This is a genomic window from Flavobacterium gilvum (assembly GCF_001761465.1).
Lineage (GTDB): Bacteria > Bacteroidota > Bacteroidia > Flavobacteriales > Flavobacteriaceae > Flavobacterium > Flavobacterium gilvum.
In genome coordinates, this window is the sequence record NZ_CP017479.1 from 3,218,002 (window position 1) to 3,238,993 (window position 20,992).

The 20,992-nt window shown below is 37.8% G+C and carries 11 protein-coding genes; all 11 read right to left on the reverse strand.

Translation table 11 applies throughout. The features are described 5' to 3' along the window. Positions 1–92 precede the first annotated feature (92 nt). Positions 93–1,019, reverse strand: a complete 927-nt coding sequence (locus EM308_RS13235) for an SGNH/GDSL hydrolase family protein (protein WP_035635041.1) — start codon at positions 1,017–1,019, stop codon at positions 93–95. Between the two features lie 94 nt (positions 1,020–1,113). Next, complete coding sequence (locus tag EM308_RS13240) at positions 1,114–2,373, reverse strand: DUF2264 domain-containing protein (protein ID WP_035635044.1); 1,260 nt, start codon at positions 2,371–2,373, stop codon at positions 1,114–1,116. A 77-nt stretch (positions 2,374–2,450) separates the two neighbouring features. Then, positions 2,451–4,922, reverse strand: a complete 2,472-nt coding sequence (locus tag EM308_RS13245) for a polysaccharide lyase family 8 super-sandwich domain-containing protein (protein ID WP_051877667.1) — start codon at positions 4,920–4,922, stop codon at positions 2,451–2,453. 239 nt (positions 4,923–5,161) lie between these two features. Then, positions 5,162–7,471 (reverse strand): glycoside hydrolase family 3 N-terminal domain-containing protein, encoded by a 2,310-nt coding sequence (locus EM308_RS13250; RefSeq protein WP_081907233.1) that lies wholly within the window; start codon positions 7,469–7,471, stop codon positions 5,162–5,164. 115 nt (positions 7,472–7,586) lie between these two features. Further along, the gene (locus EM308_RS13255; protein ID WP_051877668.1) at positions 7,587–9,545 is read right to left on the reverse strand and encodes a right-handed parallel beta-helix repeat-containing protein; all 1,959 of its coding nucleotides are present in this window, start codon (positions 9,543–9,545) and stop codon (positions 7,587–7,589) included. A 64-nt stretch (positions 9,546–9,609) separates the two neighbouring features. After that, positions 9,610–10,722: a glycoside hydrolase family protein gene (locus EM308_RS13260; protein ID WP_070261858.1), complete on the reverse strand. Its 1,113-nt coding sequence runs from the start codon at positions 10,720–10,722 to the stop codon at positions 9,610–9,612. Between the two features lie 9 nt (positions 10,723–10,731). Continuing rightward, positions 10,732–13,155: a glycosyl hydrolase family 95 catalytic domain-containing protein gene (locus tag EM308_RS13265; RefSeq protein ID WP_051877670.1), complete on the reverse strand. Its 2,424-nt coding sequence runs from the start codon at positions 13,153–13,155 to the stop codon at positions 10,732–10,734. Between the two features lie 394 nt (positions 13,156–13,549). Next, positions 13,550–16,063: a beta-galactosidase gene (locus tag EM308_RS13270; RefSeq protein WP_051877671.1), complete on the reverse strand. Its 2,514-nt coding sequence runs from the start codon at positions 16,061–16,063 to the stop codon at positions 13,550–13,552. Between the two features lie 120 nt (positions 16,064–16,183). Further along, entirely contained in the window at positions 16,184–17,620 is a 1,437-nt protein-coding gene (locus EM308_RS13275; RefSeq protein WP_231559990.1) for a sialate O-acetylesterase, read from the reverse strand. 71 nt (positions 17,621–17,691) lie between these two features. Next, on the reverse strand, positions 17,692–19,290 hold the full coding sequence (locus EM308_RS13280; protein WP_156101311.1) for a DUF4955 domain-containing protein: 1,599 nt from the start codon (positions 19,288–19,290) through the stop codon (positions 17,692–17,694). Positions 19,291–19,699: 409 nt separating this feature from the next. Then, on the reverse strand, positions 19,700–20,917 hold the full coding sequence (locus EM308_RS13285; RefSeq protein WP_035635048.1) for a glycoside hydrolase family 88 protein: 1,218 nt from the start codon (positions 20,915–20,917) through the stop codon (positions 19,700–19,702). Positions 20,918–20,992: the final 75 nt, after the last annotated feature.

A 20,992-nucleotide genomic window follows, 5' to 3' on the forward strand; every position in this document is an offset into this window, starting at 1 on the left:
TTTTAGCGATAATTCCCAGAAATTTTCACTTTGATACTTTATAATACCATCCGGGAAAGACAAATATACGGTTTGCTCAATAATCTCCTAATTTAATTTTTGACAAGATTTTGTATTTGTTTTTCAATATCCGTAACTTGTTTTTCAGCTTCAGGTAATGGAAGACCGACATTCATGCCTGGTCGTTTGTGTCCCGTAAATGTTAAATAAGCATCTTTCCTGATGGCCTGTTCTTTCTCTATTAATTGAAAAATGGAATCCCCGTTTTTATATCCTGATAAAACCTCTTTCATATCTGAAGCAGTTGCAACCTTTGTTTCACCCAAATTTAAAAGAATCTGTTTTGCTATAATAAAATGTCCAAGATTGTCTGGATGTATACCATCTGCAGCAAACTTAAACGTTGCATCCTTAATACGTTGATCTTCTAAATATTTTTTCATTGGCCAATGAATATCAATCACGTTCCAATTATTGGTATAGCGATTACTAATTACCCAATCTGAATAAATATCCAACACATTGGCATAGGCTTTCCCTTTTCGCTCATCATAGACAGGAGGTGTAACGTGTATTATGGCAGCACCAGATTGTACTACCTGTTCATGTAACCAATTTATTCCTTCTTGGTATTTTTGAAATCTCTCATTGTCAAAAGGGAGATAAATACCATCATTCATTCCATAACATGCAAATACTAAATCGGGTTTTAATTTATTTAAAACACGATCCAGACGTTCGTGTAAATCAGGGCGAGGAAATTTCCCTCCAGCATGATCAGGTTCAGATAAACCAGAAACTGTTTCACTAGGCAAACCCACATTAATTATTTCGAAATGCCTTTCGGGATATTGTAGACGAAGGTAAGCGTCTATACAGGATACATAATAACCTGCATAAGTAATACTATTTCCTAAAACAACGATTTTCTTTACATTGGCCGGAATAGCATAAGGCTGAGCCAAACATTGATTTTGAATTCCTAAAAAAAGAATTATCATTAAAAAGAAACGTTTCATATTATTAGAAGTTTAGTTTTTTTATTATGAATAAATTAGACGGAGAGCATCTACTTTTTGATCCAAAAAACACAAAAATTAGTATCAATAGTTTTTAATATTCAACGTGATAATCCTTCTTAAACGGTTGGCTGCTCCATGCTTTTTTTGAAGTCCAGTCAGAAGCTGGATCCGTCCAGAATTGATTATCGGCCGGCAAGCCCAGCGGTAAAAATCCTAATGTAGCCATGTATAAACTTCCGGTTGAAGTATATACATCTGCAATCAAAGGTTGCGAACCACAAAAACCTAATACCAACCAACCATTGCTGTCAAAATTATTGCATTGATCATACATACGATGCATCACTGCGCTTATAGCGCAACGAACCTGTGCGGGCTTAATGTATTCAGGCAGTTTTTCCATTAATGCCACTTGTCCCAACGCCTGAAATGCAGCAGTACGGTAGGTGCTGGAACGACCAAATGCCGGATAAGTTCCTTCGGGACTAATAAAACGCTCTGTAAATTCAGAATAACGAATCATGCGTTTCAAAGCGAGCGCATAATCCTCCTCTTTAACCTTGTCTTTTGTTGCCAATACTTTATAAAAATCAACAAGCATTGGGTGAATAACATAACTATTGTAATAATCGAGGCTAAAGCTAGGCCCATCACTATACCATCCATCTCCTACATACCATTCCGTAATTTTCTTTTGTGCGTATTGAAGACGTACTGGATCAGCTTGTTCGCCAATACTCATTAAAAAAGCTTCGTTGATACCTGCAAACAGCAGCCAATTATTGTAAGCACCTGTTCTGGTACGAAGCGCTTTAAACTCTTCGGCCACTCTTTTCTTGGTTACAGAATCCAAAGGTTCCCATAATGCTTTTGGTGCTCTTAAAAATGCTTGAGCCATATAAGCAGCATCAACAATGGGTTGATTTTCTGTTCTAAAATTCAAATAATCGGGATTAGAAGGATCTACTCCATTAGCAATACCTTTCAACAAAGCGGTACGCAACTCTTTACGCATCTTTCCTTCCTTAGTATTATCATCTGGCAAAGCCAACCATGGAGCCACTCCGGCCATAGTACGGCCAACGGCTTCTAGGTATGTTACTTTTTCAGCATTCAATCCATAATCAGAATTCTTTTCTATTGGCATATTTTTCTTTAACGTACTATTCGCCAAATTGAGTATTACTGGCGAAGCCATTTTATACAACAAATTACTCCAATATTCTCGATCCTGCTGTCCAGTTATTACCGCCGTTTTAGACACTTTGCTCTTTTGGGCATTTGCATTATAATTAAATATCCCACCTAAAAAAAGGAAGGAGAATAAGAAAGCGATTATTTGTTTGTTCATTTTGATATTGTTAAATTAATATTTTACAACAATTTAAAGCATTTCCGAATTCACCATCAAAGAAGAATCTAATTACATTAGAAACTTAGTTTTTGCACCACCGGTTTTCCCGACAATTTTCCCTGTGGCAATTCGAACACAAGTGATTTATTGTTGATGGTAACCGTAATTTGTTTCAGGTCTTTGTTCATTTGCGGATCCTGAACCGTAGCTACATATTCATTGCCTTTCAATTCTATTTGTACAATACAGGGATTGGAAACAGAAACATTAACCCCTTGTTGATTAAACACAGCGTTCCCATCATAAAAAACAGCCTGATACAATTTGTTATCCAATGATTTTACTGCCTGTATTGACGTATCGTTTTGCAATACAACAAATGGCAATGTTGCAGTCGGGTTCTCTTTTCCGCAATATACTACATAACCGTAAGTATCATTTTTAACCTCACGACCATGATCTATCCAAAGTCTAAAAATATCTACACTGGAGGGTAAATCTTTTACTGATTTATTAGTAACATTCATTTTTATCCAATCAGCTTTTTTTGTTTCGCAAGTATAATAGGCACTCTTGCTATATTGTGGCAAAACAGTATAAGCAAATTTATCCTGTTGCTTTACCCAAACAGGCTGACCTTTATCAAAAAAGGATTGAACACCTGGTTTCACTTTTTGCCATGAATCATTTTCGAATACTAGTACATCATTCTCTCTGGCCGTTTGATCAATGGTGGTGCGAATTGTTCCTTCCATTTCAGGACGAAGATTATTGACGCCAGCTCCCAAAGCAATCAGATAATCGCCCTGCATAAAATAGGCTTTATGCGCCTGTACTCCATAAATACATTCGTTTGCATTTTTATTATTCCCTTTATCGTTCACACCCTCTTTGTCTGAAGCGTTCTCTTTTTCAAAAACAAAACCAGCCACCGCATTTTCTCCTCCAGAAGTAGCAGCTCCAGCAAAATTAAATTTGCTGTTATACCCTCTCCAGTTGGTAACCGGTTTGATTTTGTCCATTCCTTCACGGGCGGTAACGCCGGGAGAAGCAGTAATATCCCAACCTCCATAAACACTTTTATATTCTGAACCATTGCGCTGGAAAAAAGTCATCCCGTCGCAGTCGAAGAAATTGTAAGCATCTGCAAAATCCGGGGCACTTTCAATTCCATCGCACCTGCTAGAAGCCATGTTTACCATAATGTGATAATCGGGGTTCTTCTTCATCAGGTCGTCGTTATTAAAAAACCATCGAGTACCGCTATAAGCACCACCTTCAAATTGTGGCATATTAATAACTTTTGTTTTAGCTTCCTGTATGAATTGTTCTATTTCTTTTTGTTCGGAATCTGTAAAGGAAGTTTTCCAGTCATTCATCAAACTTTCTGCCAAGCCCAAAGAAGGAATAGTACCACTTCCTCCTTTCATATAGAACGAACCCCTGCCCAAACAAGGCAATTCATACCCTTTGTAGTGATACCAACTACCTCCCCTGAAAAAATTGATTAAGGTTTCTTTATTTTCGGGTATTAATTTCTTTTCCCAAGGAGAACCTTTCAACATCACCAACATCTTCAAAGCATTGTTTCCCCCATCGATGGGATAACCCCAGACCAAACTCTGCTTACCATGTCCCCATCCGGCGCCATCGGCAGTAAATCCTTCTATCCAAAACGATTCATTATAAGTTGCTTGGGAAGTCTGACTGATACCTCTTTGACAGACTTCGGACAACAAATCAATCATGGGAATTGACTTGTACATAAATGCTGTAGGCAATAATGAACGATATGCCAGCGCATTCCCTCCTACCCACCAAACATGGTTGCGGAAACGCTCAATCTGCGCCACGTTGTTATCAGTTGCATCGTTGCGGAAAGGCTGTGTCCAGCTCTGCAAGGCCAGTTCTTTCAATAATACACAGGCATCTTTCTGTAATGGATTCTTGCTCTTACCAGCTTCTACCTCATCCATTTGCTTCAGCAACGAAAAATAAATATTCACTGCCGCCGTAGGAATAAGAAAACAAGAGGCGTGAAACCTCGGAGCTGTATTATTACGGCCTGTTTCCAGATTACCATAGCGAATAATGGCTTTGTAAAATTTATCAGCCAACGCCTCTTTTTCTTTCATTTGACCAAGACGATATGCATCAGCAATTTTCCAAAGGCGGTCAATTGCTTCTGATACCACAGGAGCAATCACTTCCCTTTGCAGTTCCCCTTTGTTAAGCAATATTTTTTCATCTACAATCCTCTTTTCCTGCGATGCCAAATCGGTAAATTGACCATCTTCGCCAAGCAAGGCAAGACATTCCTGACTGCTTTTTTTCATTTCATTCGCCAGTTGAGCATAACGATAAGGAGACTTATTGAAACCCTCTCGATACTTTTTTATAGAGACTTCTTTTTCCGCATCCTTAACCGTCGTGGCTAGCGTCGAATATTTTACATAATTGTCATAAGCCACTTTACGCTCTGCTTCTTGTGCTTGGCCACTAAGGACAACATTCATTGCGCATAAAACAAAAAACAGTTTTTTCATATTAATTTACTTATTACAATTCTTTTAATCTAACCCATTGGGTGTAATTATTTCAACACATAAAAACATAGATTCGGTACGCTCAAAAGTAGGCGTTTCACTTATTTAAAATACACATAGCTCACTATGTGAAAGAAATGTTTTTCTTTTTTAGGATTCCTTTTTTTAATGAAATCTATGTTTCTATGTGTTTAAAAAAAAATCATGAATTATATTTAATGGGTTACAATTCTTTTAATCTATTTTTTTGATACCAATGTAAATTTATTGGTAACACCATCCACACTATTTCCTCCAACAAATATTTCAAAATCACCGGCATCTACTTTTGGTTTTAGATTTTCATCCAAATAGCTCAAATCAGATGAATTTAATGTAAAAGTTACAGTTTGTGTCCCTCCAGCTGGAATACTTACACGTTGAAACGCCCTCAACTGTCTAGGTGCTTGGGTAATATGCTTAGTATGCAAATTCGTAAAATATAATTGTACTATTTCGTCTCCATCTCTACTGCCTGTATTGGTAATATTTACAGACAATTCTATCTTTTCATCTATTGAAAATTTATCTTTTGCAAATTTGATTCCTCCATATTGAAACGTGGTATAAGACAATCCGAAACCGAAAGGATATAAACAGTAATATCTATCTTTAGAAACAATTCCATTGACTTTAGTTTCTGGATACTCCGCAACACTTCCTTCCCTTCCATAAGGACGAGTAATTTGTGTCAATGGAATCTGCCCTGTATGTCTTGGTATAGTTACGGTAGTCTTACCCGATGGGTTCACTTTCCCCGCCAATATTTCGGCAAGAGCATTACCTCCTTCTTCTCCAGCAGGAAACATTTGCAAAACGGCATCCACTTTATCAATCCAGTTTAACATAGTTACAGGTCGGCTATCATCCAACACAACAATAACAGGTTTGCCCAAACTGCTGATTGTTTTTATAAGTTCTTCTTGAACACCCATCAAGTTTAAATCGATTCGGTCTTGCGATTCACCACCAGTCACACTATATTGTCCTCCCATCACCAATACGGTTATATCTGATTGTTTTGCAATATTGACAGCCTCATCAAAACCAGTTTTATCAGTACCGGTAAGTGTACAACCTTTCGCATAACGAATAGTGGCTGTTGAACCAAAAATATTTTTTATTCCATCTACAGGACTTACACTAGGCACTCCGGCTGATGAATATCCTCCTAATTGAGCCACATTGGCATTGGGTCCGATAACAGCTATACTCTTAGCTGTCGCTGCGATTGGCAATACATTGTTTTTATTTTTCAACAATACAATACTTTCTTCTGCTGCTTTTTTTGCCAATGCTCTAAACTCAGGAGCATTACATAATTTGGTAGCCTGAGTGGTATCCTCAATATACGGATGTTCGAACAGTCCCATCTCAAATTTTACACGCAGAATTCGTTTTACGCTTTCATCAATTACCGATTGGTCAATATTTCCTTTTTTAACCTCATCTACTAATTCTACATAAGCTTTGTATCTAGGTAAATCAACATCCAAACCTGCCTTGGCACATATCACAGCTGCCTCTCCCTTTGATTCCGCTATTTTGTGCATGCCCATGGTATGAACTACTCCACTCCAATCCGACACTGTATAGCCTGTAAACCCCCATTCTTTCCTCAATATATCGGTAAGCAGCCATTTATTGGCATGGCAGGGTACTCCATCTATAGCGTTGTAGGCAGCCATTAACGATTTTGCATGGGCTTCGGTTACAGCAGCTTTATAAGGAACCAAATGAATTTCTCTTAGTTCTCTTTCGCTCAATGAAACATTAGCTGCATCCAACCCATTGGAAGGCACAAAATTTGCAGCAAAGTGTTTTGGCGTGCAGATAACTCCATTTTGTTGTACATTCTTGATAAATTCAACAGCAAAACGGGAAGCCAAATAAGGATCTTCCCCATACGTTTCTTCCATTCTCCCATGACGTGGATCCCTTGCCAAATCAAGTACCGGGCTCAATGCCTGTCTTATACCTCGACTATAAGCTTCTTTTCCGATGGCATCTGTTATTTTTTTCATGAGTGGTAAGTCCCATGTACAAGAAAGTGCAATAGACTGAGGGTAAGTAGTAGCACCAAAACCTTTTACTCCATGCAAAGCCTCATCATTTATAAGAGTAGGAATACCTAATCTTGTTTCTTCAACGGCAACTTTTTGAATTTCATTGACCGTTTTAACTCCTTTCGCAGCATCCATATCGGTTGTAGGACAACTAATATGACCCGTACCGTGGGATTTCATTTGCTGACGGATATAATCGATGGAGTATACCCCACTGCTTTTGAATATTTCGTCTCCATCTCCCAAACGCAAAGCACACATTTGGTATACTTTTTCTTCGAGAGTCATTCGGGCAATTAGATCGTTTACTCGCTTCTCAACTGGAAGAGCAGGGTTCTTATAAGGTAAAATTTTACCTTCAGACTTTGTTTGTGCAGTAACCACTCCGCTAAAAAGCAAAGAAACAATAACTGCTGACAATGCAATTGGTGATGAAAATTTCATTTTATTGTTTTTTAGTATTGAATTAATTATTAATAGTTTTTACTTCTAATTATTTTACCTCCCCTTCTTTGCAGTCGTCACACTGAAGCTGTGCACTGAAAGGAAATCTTTTTCTTTATTTTGACCATACTTTAATCTCTCCATTAACTGGCGTTTCAAAAGGTCCTGGAAATGGATCTTTCTCATTTCTCTTTTTGCCAAGATAATCTTTATTTACTATTAAAGGCGAGCCATCAGCATTTTCGTAAGCACAACCTGAAACTTTTGCTTTCCCAAGAAATGCTGTGGTAATTACTTTTCGGTTCTCTTTATTTTTCCAGTTTTCTTTTTCTGATAAAGAAAGATACCAACCGTCTTTTTTCTCTACTATTTTCATATTGGTATCAAAACCAGTATCCAACAAGGGGTTCACTTCTAATTTACAAGCTAATGTGCCCTTGGTATATACATTCCCTCCTAAAAATGAAACCGCACCCATTTTATCTACTCGATTAAGATTGCCTCCACCTATAAATAAATTATTGTAAAATCGGCCGTCACCACTATCTCCATTATCGTCACTATCCGAAGGATAAAAGCTGGCTATTGCTGTAGAATGCGGTACCAGAACAGGTGTTACACGTCGTCCATCATTAACATAGTACGAAATATTACCAGCAATAATGTTGTGGACAAATGCGATTCCTTGTGAAGCTACATCGAACCCTTTTGCTGACAAGAATAAATTATTTGCCAAAAGCATAGGCCCGTGTTGCATTTCTAGAGAACCATCCCCTCTATTATCATGTAGCAGGTTTCCTGTTACCTGTACCCCCTGACACATCCAGTCCAACCAAAGACCAAGAAATCCGCATCGATAAATGTGATTGTTGCTGATGGTTACATCTACTGCACCATGAAACTTAATACCGGCCTGTTCCCAACCAGAATACAACCTCTCCACATGTATATCATGAATCTCATTACCTGTTATGGTGCTGAATGCACAACCAAGACTACCAACAATACCAACCTGCTCACAATGATGGATATGATTGTTACGAACAATATGACTACCCACCTTATCTTTGCTCCAGCCATCTTTTATAGCCCTAAGCACACAATCTGTATAAGGATCTGCAGCGCCACCATCGTTGGTATTATCAAACTTATCACCATACTTTCCAAGTGCAATTCCTGCGCATTTCGAATAACTAACTTCATTATTCTCAATAATCCAACCTTTGTTCCAATACGCTGAGATTATTCCAATCTGTCCAGCACTAGGTGGTGCCCAAGGTGTGGCTGCGTTACGCATATCAAAGCCACTAACGGTAATATAATTCATTCCAGTTTTTTCGGGTGTAAACACAGTTTGACGCACATTGATTTCTACATTTTGTTCATTTGGATTTATGCCCGGAAATTGTGCCCAAATGGTGGTATTATCTAGCGTTACATTGCAGCTCCATACTGGCTTACTGTTTGTATCCGAAAACAAATCAGACCAATGTGCTGCCTCATTTAACCAATGCCCATTTAGATAAACTGCACCTGTATGGTGTTTCCGGGTCATCGTTGCAGGAAGCACAATGGCTTTGTTCTTGCTATCTCGACCATCTGGTGTAAACCAGTCGCCATGAATCAAATCTTCATAAGGATTGAATTTATCAAAGAAGGAATTAGGCAGGGTTACTTTCCAAACGTTGTTGCTTACAAGCGTCCATCCTTTTACGATTTCAGAACCTGTAATGATCACCTTTTCGCCCGATGCAGCTCTATACACAATACGTTTTGTATTCGATTCTCCACCTCTAGGAGGAGTTACTCTCTCCCGATAAGTTCCTCCATGTACCGTAATAATATCCCCAGGCATTGCTTTGTTGGCCGCAGCCATAATGGTTTTAAAGGGTTTAGACGAAGAGCCATCACCCCCATCGTTACCATTTACAGACACATGAAATTCTTTACCAAGAGCCTCTGTATTATTGCTTTTAGTTTTTATATCATTCTTAAAACCATTCTGTGCAAATAAACTAGTACACAGAATACAAGTTAAAATGGAAATAAAATTTCTTAAATTAGCCTTTTTCATTTTATAGTTATTATTTTATATGACTTTTATTTTTTATTTATTCATTAGCTCTTGTGACAATTGTCTATTTCTTAAAAGGCACCACAACATTCCATGAGTGCGTACCATATTCAAAACCACCCGGGCCATCCATCGTGGCAAAAAAGAAATAAACCGGTTTACCATTTTCAAAATAGATAAAAGGTCTTTCCAGTTGTCCCATCGTTTCTGTTTTCCCATCATTGTAACGAAGTGTTCGGGAATAGGCTTTAGGTGAATCTGCAACAGTCCATTGAATAGCATCTTTTGAATTGGCTAATACTCCTGCGCCATTCTCTCCAGTATATTTCGCAACATGATCTTTAAAAACCACATGATACCCTTTTTCGTCCTTCCAAAAGAAAGGATCTTCAATTTCCGGTTGCCCCGGACCTCCTAGTACGGGTTGTCCGTTATTCAGTACTTCAAACTTATCGTAGATACTTTTGGCACGAGCCATTCCAAAACACATACCCGAATACTTATCATTTCCCACATAACTACGGGCTTTAAACATCAGTAAAACAGAACCGTCCTCTTCGATAATCGGACTTGGATTGGAAGTCAGAAAACTGTAAAAACTATCTGGTTTTGTTTCCAATACCGGTCTATCAAAACGTTTCCAAGGGCCGTAAGGCGAATCGGCAATGGCAACACCAACTCGCTTGTTACTACGGCCTACAATACACCATTTGCTGGCTAGGTTGAAATCTTGTTTATTAGGCTCTTCAAAGGGATGCGTAGATCCCATATAATACAATATATACTTGTTTTTGTATCGCAATATACGAGGATTGTGAGTAGAACGACCATCCCAATATTGTGCGCCACGGGCAGGCAAGGCTACATCCGAAAATGTGTATGGGCCTTCTGGTTTATCTGATATCGCATGTACCACTTCTGATGCCACCATCCAACCCGGATGAAACAATATACTGTCTGGCCAGCGGGAAGCAAACATGTGATATTTTTTATCATCACCTTTTACAACAGAACTACACCATACCCAATATCCTTTCATTGAAAAGGCTGGCGTTCTATAGGCTTCACCTAACTGAGAATAAATTTGATTGGCTGTTTCTGCTTTTTGTGCCTCACATTCTTGAACGTTTATCAATTGTAATAGTACAATCAAAACAATTGCGAAATGTTTTTTCATTTTTTTTCTTTATTTCCCTCTAATCAAATTAAATTGGCTGTCAAACTTGTATTTCTTTCCGGCAATTAAGTCCACCTCTTTTTGCTTTCCATTATATACAAATGCACATCGATTTGTTTTGCCGGCATGAATAGTAGCTGACACCAATTTTCCGTCTTTCCATTGTATATCTAGCTTATGGCCGCCGTGAATACGTGTCCCCAATAACTGCCCTTGCGGGAAAGTTGCTGCACAGGCTGGCAAAAATTCAACACGACCAGGTTGTGAAAACACCATCATATCGGCCAGCAATCGCTGCAAACTCAACACCGAATCAAGATTGTAAATAGCATGCTCTGGATTATGAGAAGTAACAAGACCGTTGTATACATAATTACGTTGGGCAAAACGATTAAGATTAGCCAACACTTTTTCCTTTTCGTGCAACCTAGTAGCCATCAATGCTAAATGAATCAGACCATGAGCCGATTCAGTATCTGATTCAAAACGCTTACCCAAAGCCACTCTTGCAGCCTCTACTAGAGCTGGATCAGCACCGGGTTCAAAAAACTCTCTACCTGGGAAAACCGGATAGAGATGCGAATTGTGTCGGTGTTTGTAATTGTCTTCAAAAGGTAAAGTTATCCATTCGGCCAAAGCGCCATCAGCATTAATACGATAAGGAACCAACTTATCGTGGTACTGTTTCCACTTTGCCATATCTGACTGATTAAGATTAAACATTTTTCCCAATTTCAATAAATGGTCAAATACTTCACGAGCCACTGCTATTTCGAAAGTAGCATCTTTTGAAAGTGTACTACCTTGTCCTTTGACACCATTTTCGGGGGAAATCCCTGGGGAAATATGATAGTACCCATCTTTATCTTTGGTAAGATAGTCTTCATAAAACTGTGCCATTTCCTGATATAAAGGTAAAACACGTTTGCGAAGAAAAGCTGTATCTCCATAAAGCATTCCGTGCTCATAAAAAGGCATCAAATTCCATCCAGCACCACCTGGCCAATACATCCATGGAAGACCAGGAGTAAAATGATTGAGATATCCTTTTTCCGGATCGCTGTAATGAGGTACCAAGAAGCCACGACAGCCCAAATAACTACTGGCATTAAGTCTCCAGGCGGGCAATAATCTTTCTACATAACCAAAATACGATTCTGCACATTCGGCCAAATCACCTGTAGAAATCCCAGAAATAGCAAGATTCACATTAGTATCCATCACAAAGCCACCAATCCATGAAGGTGTCCATCCACCTCCCCAAATGCCTTGCAGTGGTGGCGGAAAATCTCCAGATGAAGATATAAGTAAATATCGTCCCATGGCATGAATCTGTTCAAGAAATAGAGGTGTTACTCCTTTTTCGTGAGCTTCATCCAACATTTTCTCTGTTGGCGTGCTTTTCCAAAGGTCTGCACAACCCAGATCAAGCACTACACGACGAAACATCTCGCCATGTTGAGCAGCATGTGGCAGCAACAGCTTATCATAATCAGTCGGAAGCAAAGAAAGTTCATTACGAACGGCTACTTCCTGTGAAGTGCAACCAAATTCCAATGGTGTTATACGTACTAATATAGTAACTTCATTGGTGTTTTCTATCTTAAGTTGATTATTCTCCACTCGCATTTGTCCACCATTTGCAACTACCTTAGCCAAACCATCATAACCACCTGGATCTGATGAATATTGTGCATGATAGCTCAACCACCCTGATGCATCGGCCTTACTGCTTGTGTTAAGAAAAACCTTGTCCAATTCAAAACCATTAGCCTTTCCTGTGCGGCCGGGAGTTTCGGCAAGATTGAGTGTTAATTCCAGTTTTTTTCCTGCTGATGATTTAATCCTGATTACATTAACATTATCAATCCTAGATGAAAATACACTTTCCTCTACGGTACCCTGTTCATCTTTCCATTGGGCTTTTGCTTCCCCGGTTTCCAAATTCAGCTCACGTCTATAAGCAGAAACAACTCCAACCTTTTTTACATTCATTTGCACATCAAACGCAGGATGCGGGAATAGCGGCCACATATTTGTAGCTCCCATAGCATCGAGCTGTTTACGAGCCTCACCTGTGCTAAGACGTGCGGCCTCGCCAAACTTAGCTGAATCACTCAACTTTCTCATCTCTGGAAGCAGGTTGGCAAGGTTGGCCACCGCTACTTTGTGTCGATCCCAAGCGCGAACAAAAAGTTTTTCATGTACACAAATAATCCGCTCCTCACCCACATTACCTGTAAACATCGTTCCGTGACGACCATTACCTGTTACAAATGCATCTTCCCATTTAAGTGCTGGTTTATCGGACCAAACAATCCATTGTCGAGGAGGATGGCCTGACTTATCAGCTGTTTTCTTTACTTGTGCGGAAAGCGAAGCAACAGCTGTCACCGCTCCAAAAAGAAAAATTATCTTTAATAGTGATTTCATTTATTTTATAAGTTAGTTCATTTATTTAATAAGGATATTAAATACAAATAATTTCGTAATTCACTTTTTTATATAAAGTCGTAAAAAATACCCCTTTTAATCTATCAATACTCATCCCTTAATTTGATGTTTTTCCGAAAACTTCTACTTCGCTCATAGAAATTTCTTTGGCGGAGTCAAAAAAGTTGATTCTTAAAAATCTACCTATAGATTTGCTATCGATTTCTATCGATTTTCTCACCGACATTAGATTTTATACCAGCATTCTGCCCATAAAACATAAATACTGATGCCAACAATAAAATTAGTGTCAAATTTCTTATTCTCTTCATAAAACTATGATCTACTATTAAGTTAGTTGACCCCTTAAACATTATCGTTCTTAAAATATCCTTTATTTTTTCATCTGCTTTTCAATCGATACTTTGTATCGGTAAACCGGAACGATGTCGATTTTCTTCACTTTCGCCTTTAACTGATCGTCCAATGTTTTTTCCAAACTTTCCCAGTAAATTTCATACTGCTTCTCTACAGGCAATACCTGAATTACTATAGGATCGGCTGTATTCTTGGATACATAATTCAATCTAAACTTACAAATATTATTATAGTTAAACTGGTCGTAAACTAACTTATTCTTTTGATACATTGTCATATAATCGCCATCATAATTTACTGATACTTCCCAGTCAACTACGCCTGTTGATGGCTTGCAATTATAAGTCGATTGATACAATTGCTGATTTGGCAAAGAGTGAAATGTTGCTTTGTATAAAGGTCCTGGCTGCAACGGTTTGAATGCTGTAGATTTCTTAAATTCAGTTAACATTGAGTCTTTAAATTTTTGAGCCGCTTCAACATCGTTATCAACGATTGGTGTAAAATTTACCGAAGGTTTATTTACAACAGAAGGATTCAGCACAAATGAGCCCAAAAAATTATCTGTAGTAACCGGCTTACAGTTTATGCCATTTGAAACTGATTTGACCACCAAATCAGAACTTGGATAGGTTTTCACGGCAATCTTACCATCTTTGTTGGCAATTTCCAAACTGTATTGGTTCGTTGTTTCCTGTCTTAACAAGGCATCAGTAAAAACCAACGCTTCCTGTTTATCACCGTAATTAATTTTATAGGTCTGTAGCGCCAGCTCTCTGGTAACAACAAGTACTTTTACCTGTTCGCCATTTTTACTTGTTATTTCAAAATAAAAACTACCTTCTTGCTTATCGCTGGTTATAGTTCCTTCTTTTTCATTCCACAGGCAACCTTTTAAAGCGCTTACTTTTTTAATGGTAGAATTGTCGAAAACCATTTCCGGAGCAATGGCATCTCTGAAGAAAACAAACGTTTTTGTACCTCCATTATTTAGAATAGAAAGTGGTTGTACGGTAGCATATTTCAATAATACGCTTTGCATTTCTAATTTATAAGGCCAGATTACATAATGATTAGCAGGAAAAGTAATAGGCTTTGCCGGAACCGCTTCCGTTGTTGAACCATTGTTTAAACTAAGTTGAAAATCCTTAATTTCGGGTAATGAAACCAATCTTTGGTAATTCGAAAGGAAAATAAAGCCCGCACCATTTTTGGTACGAATAGAAGACTGCACCGTATCTTTTGAAACCATCGATACTTTAAATTTTGATGGAAAATAAGGGCGTGTTTCTACTAATCTATCACCATAATCCTGCGCAAAAAGGTTCATCAATTTTAATTCAGAAAAAGATTGTGCTGGTATTCCCATAGCACCTAATGGAGCCTGAAAATCGTAATTAACCATGGACAAATCGTTCGGATAATTAGAAATTCTTGTCTCATGAAACCCGTAGTCGTTTGTCCAATCCAGAGGATTCATACATCCGTGATACATATAATATCCGAATCCATTTAAGCCTGCTGCTAATTTCACAAAAATATTGGCTGCCACATCTGAAGCAGAAACGTCAACACGCCTGTGATACGTATTTTGCATCCCTCCACCCAATTCGGCAGAAATCAATGGGTAATTGCTTCGAACCTTATTATCAACTTTGCCCAACAAATCACTTCCTATGTCATCATCTGCTTTCAAGGGTTTAATAAAGAACACGGGTTTAATTAACTTTTTAGTGGAAGTATTCCATGGACTATCGGGATAACTGCCTAGAGTAAAGAAAAACTCATCCTGATTATCCGGTCCTGGAGCAAAAGCACTGTAATAAGGAACATCCATTCCATTCTGAATAGCTATTTTTTTCAAGGTCTTCATGTGTTCATAGTCCGGAGCATTCTTAAAATTCAATTCATTTTCCACTTGAACCCCAATAATCGGTCCACCTTCTTTGAAATAATATCCCTCACATTGTTCAGCAACTTGTTTAAAAAACAAATCAGCATAACGCAGGTATACAGGGTCATCTGTACGCAATTTTATCTTTTTAGCCATCAACCAGTCAGGAAAACCACCATTTTTGATTTCAGCGTGCGCCCAAGGACCAGGCCTTACCCACACAAACATTCCGTGTTTTTTACAAAGTGCTAGAAATCGGTTAAGGTTATTATCTCCACTCCAATCAAAAACACCTTCCCTCATTTCATGTAAAATCCAAATAACATAGGTACTGATTATGGCAACACCACCTGCCTTCATGGCAATAATTTCCTGTTCCCATTGATTGGCATTGTACCTTTCATAATGAAATTCTCCCATAACGGGAAACCAAGGTTTTCCATTACGCAACAAATAATTTCCTGTATAGCCAAAACTTGCACCGTTTGGCCCAACACTAGTTCCTCTTTTAATATCCGGTGTTACTACTGTTGCATTAGTGCTTTTGATTTTTATGTCATATTGCAAACGATTCTGTGCATTTATTTCCAAAAATGAAATGCATGCCATCAACAGCAACAAAAATTTCTTTTTCATAATTCTAATTTTAACTATCTAGCTAATAAATGTGGCTTTCAAAATATAAAATAAAAAAGTAGGACACTCCAAAACGAATTATCTCCTACCTTTTATCTCAGGTTAAGGGCTCCCATATTCCTACCAATCATCTGTTCTAAAACTGCTCGCAGGAAATCCTTCAGTGTTAAACAAGTCGCCCGCAACAAAATCTTTAAAAGCATACCTCACAGCTACCGGGTTAGCAACCTCTGGAGCCGATACCTGCAATTTTCCTTGAGAAACTACTGCTTTTGCCGGATAAAAAACTTTATCGGCGCCGGCAATTTCAAAATTACTCAAAGGCTTACCGTAAGAAGTCAAACCGTTTGCCGTATTGCTGAATTGAACTGTAGCTACATTACCGGCAAAACTTACGGATTCATACATTGGAGAAGCATATGGAAATCCTTTTAAGCCGTAGGTTTTGGCCAGTGCCATATACGCTAAACGTTTACCCACAGTTTCCTTATCCCGGGGATGAATGAAAATTTCATCACCAATATCCAATGTAACAGCCATACCGCTGTTGGGAATTACTGCCAATGCTTTTCTTTGGGCATCTCGCAAATAAGCCGAATGCAACTTAGGATCTGATTCAATAGGTTTATTTTTATAAGGTGCAATCTGCACATAGTAAAACGGAAGATTCTCATTATTCGATTTTGTTCTCAGCATTTTTACAAAAGCAGGAAACAAGGTTTCGTATTGTTTCGGACGGTCATAATTACTTTCTCCCTGATACCAAATACAACCTTTGATGGTATAACCCAAAAAAGGATACAACATGGCATTATAAACCGCAGAAGCATTTTTATTATTTATTTTTTGTGAAGTGTCCGTTTTTGATGGAAAGGAGGTAATCTCCGGAAATGGTTTCAATGCTTCTTCATCCATAAAGCCTTCCACGGGAGTGCCTCCATAGCTATTGCACACTAGTCCAATTGGCACTTTTAACTTCGCATACAATAATCTTCCGAAGAAATAAGCTGTCGCGCTGAAGTTGGTAACCGATTCGGGTTCAGCTTCATTCCACGTTGCCTTACCAGAGTCATCCTGAGCCTCTCTCTGAACCGCTTTTGGTACGGTGTACAACCTGATTTTGTCATTGTCCGAATTAAAAATGGCATCGCTAGCACCAAGAATAGGCTGATCTTTGAAGCCTTTCATTGGCATTTCCATATTACTTTGCCCACTGCAAAGCCAAACTTCGCCTATCAAAACATTTTTAATAGTAATGCTATTGTTTGCTTCACTTATTTTTATTTCAAAAGGACCGCCTGCTGTTGGAGTTGCAACATTTGCTTTCCATTTACCTTTTGAATCAGCAGTAACAATAATCTTCTTTTTATTCCAGGATGTAACAAGACTAACTTGGGCTCCTGCCGTACTCCAGCCCCAAATCAAGGGATTTGATTGTTGCTGCAATACCATATTATCCGAAAATAAATACGGAAGTTTGATTGCACTAAAAGCTGTACTTCCAAAGAAAGTAAAGCAAATTAAATAAATAATAACTTGTTTCTGAAATTTCATCATTTTGGTTATTTGGGTTTTGTTTAGTTAATTTAAAAATTTTAAAAGCGTTCTAAAAGCTAATTCAGAGTCTTTTAAAATGTACTTGCTTTATTTGTCTCTTTAATCCATTCGGGTAATTTTCCCAATCTCAATTTTAATTGGGCTTCATACAAAGAAGCGGGTTCAACAGCTGTACCAATGGATTCTGATTGTCCTAATTGTTCCTTTTTAAAAGTAGATCCCTTGCTTGTAAAACCTACAATTACAGGATTAGGAATTCTCCACCATTCAGAGACCACTGTAGGCGGCCAAAATTCAAAATCTTTTACCGGTTCATTGGTTTGTTTATAATTCCATAAAACCAAACCCTGCATGTGGTTAGGCATATTTTCCTTTGCACCGCCTGCACGACCATTCATCAAACCGCCTTCTACACCATCAAGCAATGTGTTTCTGGGTTGACTCGAATGCGATTCAAAACAAGTAGTAGCAGGATAAGTACATTTCCAAATCACGGTATTCATGGTTCCCCCTGTAGTCCCAAAAGAATGCCATTGTGAAGCTTCATCAACACATTTGGCAATCAATACATTGGTAGAACCTCCGGCACTAATCGCTTCATGTCCCGCATTTCCATTTACTAAACAATTCAAAACGGTGACATTGGCACTTTGAGAAATTGTAGCTGCTACACTGCAATCTGTAAAACGGCAATTTTTTATCCATGAATTCGTCGTTTTCTGAATTCGAAGCATAGTATAACCACTATCGTCTTTCCATGAGCGATGGTGCACAAATTTTTCTTTCCAATTACCCACAAAGGCAATATCTTCTATCCCAATCTCCTCATTATGGGCAAATTTATAAACACCCCATTGGTATTTTGGATCAATTGCATAGGAAATGGGAGCCATCAAGGTCAGCTTTCCATTCTTAATTTTTTTTATCTGATAAAAAACGTTGACACTAATTCCTTTATTTATAAGACTAGTCCACTCTGGTTCTACTTTATTGTTTTTTAATTCTGATGCAATTAAATCTTTATTATTATCTAATAATTTTAGCGCAATCCAATCTCCTGATTCCAAACCTTCAGTCGTGTTTACTTGGATGGTCAAATCACCAACAGAAGCTGCTGCAGTAACTTGTCCAATTTTTTTATCAGAACCGGAACTTGTAAAAATGAATAATGGCGGCACAGTCCACATTTGAGAAGGATTTGCCGGCGGAAGGTTATTTTTCATAAACAACTCCGTTCCTCCAGAACCCGAGCCACTTCCTCTGAAAATGATATGTCCATTTTTGGAAATAATGGAATTGTTCGCATCACCATCTTCATTGACCAAAAATCGTCCTTTTGGAAAAAAAACAATTCCGGAACCGTTTTTATTGGCGGCATCAATAGCTAGTTGAATCGCTTGTTTATCTGAAATGTCATCATTTGGCTTTGCGCCAAATTCAGTCACATCAAAAACTTTATAATTAGTGATATTCGGAATATTTTTTTCACCCTGATGGTAACCCACATAAGAGAAATCAGGCAACACATTTTTATCTTTCTTATAATCTTCAAATATCTTGGCGTTCTGCTGAGCAGCAACCGTAGTAATAACAAAAAGATTCAAAAGGAAAATTATTCCCTTTTGAATCTTTTTGCTACTGTCGTTGTATTCCCTAATAGATTCAAACATGATAATAAACAATGCTTTAAAAAAAATTATGTAATTAGTTTTAGCTATTTTGGTTTCAAATGCATTAATCAAATTCCTTGTTTCATTAATGACCTAAAAAAATAGCTATAAATATTTTCAAATTTACCTAGTTGTATTCATTTTTAGGCGGAAAATCGTCCAATTTTATGTTCCAATATTCCACTTTATGCAAAATAAACTTTTCGTAGCTAATCTTTTAATTGTTTGTTCTGAAAATTGATTTCAAATAGTCATCATAAAGACTTTTGTATAAACTTTTTTCAAATGTGAATAAAAATATAAAACACATAGAACACAATTTTTTAATTAATCCTATCACAGTTTAATATGATTGCTGATTAATTAAAAAACTGTGTTGCTATGTGCTGGATTTATAATCCTCCACAGATTATAAATACCATTTTTTATAACGCAATAATGCTTCCAGGAAATAATAGTCGGCATAGGTAAGCGGTACATCAATTTCCCCATTATGCGGGATCGAGCCCACACTATGCATTAACAGATAACCTCCATTTGAACCTAATTTTGCTCTGTATTTTGGAGTTGATAATGACTTCAAAATGGTTTTGGCAACATCAACATAATTCTGTTTCTCTTTCCCTGAAGTGTATTGACCCAATTCCAATAATGCAGATGCATAAATGGTTGCCGCCGAAACATCGCGTAAAGTACTAGGAGTTATTGGAGCATCAAAATCCCAATACGGAACCTTATCTGCAGGTAATTTAGGATTGTTCAAAATGAATTTGGCAATTCCTTGTGCTTGTTTTAAGTAATCAGGATTTTTTGTAAATCGGTACATCATGGTGTAACCATACAATGCCCATCCCTGTCCTCTACTCCATGCGCTGGAATCTGCATATCCCTGAGCCGTAACTTTTTTAAGAACTTGTCCTGTTTTCAAATCATAATCCAGTACGTGATAACTGCTGTAATCCGGTCTGAAATGATTTTTGATCGTTGTATTGGCATGATTTTCTGCAATGTCTGCAAAAGTTGGATCATTACTATTATGACTCGCCCATTCCAGCATTTCGAGATTCATCATATTGTCAATGATAACCGGGCCTACAAAACCTTTTCCGTTTCGCAATCCATCATCGCTAACCTCCCATGACTGAATCACTTTGGCATCGGGGCGGTATCGGGTTGCTAATGATTTTGAAGACTGAAGAATCACTTTTTTGTATTCTTCGTTTTTCGTTAATCGATAAGCATTCCCAAAACTGCAATACATCATAAAACCCAAATCATGGTTTTTGGTGTAATACTTTACCGTATCCAATATAGCAAGTCTCTTTTTGGCTTCATCAAGGATTAAAGGTTTTTTGGTATATTCATAAATATACAAAAGTGTTCCGGGATAAAAACCGCTGCACCACCACCAAACATCGGAACTAACATTTTTGTTATGCTCGAATGTTTTTGGCATTTCATTTGCCGGTGTTGCTTTTTCTAGATATTGGTATTGCTTTTCGGCAAATGCGAAATTGTCATGAATCAGTTTTTGCATAGCAAAATGATCCTTGCTATTGTCTTTTTGGGCAGAAACAGTTAAGCTGCAAAAGGACAATAGTACCAAATAGTACTGAATTGTTTTCATGAATATTAAAATGTGATAAAAAAGTTGGTAAAAATACTTTGTACCATTTTACCAACTTTTTTAGTATTAAACTAG

Excerpts from the sequence above, each read along its gene's own strand:
- EM308_RS13250 (WP_081907233.1), bottom strand. The coding sequence starts at position 7,471 with ATGAAATTTTCATCACCAATTGCATTGTCAGCAGTTATTGTTTCTTTG.
- EM308_RS13235 (WP_035635041.1), bottom strand. The coding sequence starts at position 1,019 with ATGAAACGTTTCTTTTTAATGATAATTCTTTTTTTAGGAATTCAAAAT.
- EM308_RS13255 (WP_051877668.1), bottom strand. The coding sequence starts at position 9,545 with ATGAAAAAGGCTAATTTAAGAAATTTTATTTCCATTTTAACTTGTATT.
- EM308_RS13245 (WP_051877667.1), bottom strand. The coding sequence starts at position 4,922 with ATGAAAAAACTGTTTTTTGTTTTATGCGCAATGAATGTTGTCCTTAGT.
- EM308_RS13265 (WP_051877670.1), bottom strand. The coding sequence starts at position 13,155 with ATGAAATCACTATTAAAGATAATTTTTCTTTTTGGAGCGGTGACAGCT.
- EM308_RS13275 (WP_231559990.1), bottom strand. The coding sequence starts at position 17,620 with ATGATGAAATTTCAGAAACAAGTTATTATTTATTTAATTTGCTTTACT.
- EM308_RS13280 (WP_156101311.1), bottom strand. The coding sequence starts at position 19,290 with ATGTTTGAATCTATTAGGGAATACAACGACAGTAGCAAAAAGATTCAA.
- EM308_RS13285 (WP_035635048.1), bottom strand. The coding sequence starts at position 20,917 with ATGAAAACAATTCAGTACTATTTGGTACTATTGTCCTTTTGCAGCTTA.
- EM308_RS13270 (WP_051877671.1), bottom strand. The coding sequence starts at position 16,063 with ATGAAAAAGAAATTTTTGTTGCTGTTGATGGCATGCATTTCATTTTTG.
- EM308_RS13240 (WP_035635044.1), bottom strand. The coding sequence starts at position 2,373 with ATGAACAAACAAATAATCGCTTTCTTATTCTCCTTCCTTTTTTTAGGT.
- EM308_RS13260 (WP_070261858.1), bottom strand. The coding sequence starts at position 10,722 with ATGAAAAAACATTTCGCAATTGTTTTGATTGTACTATTACAATTGATA.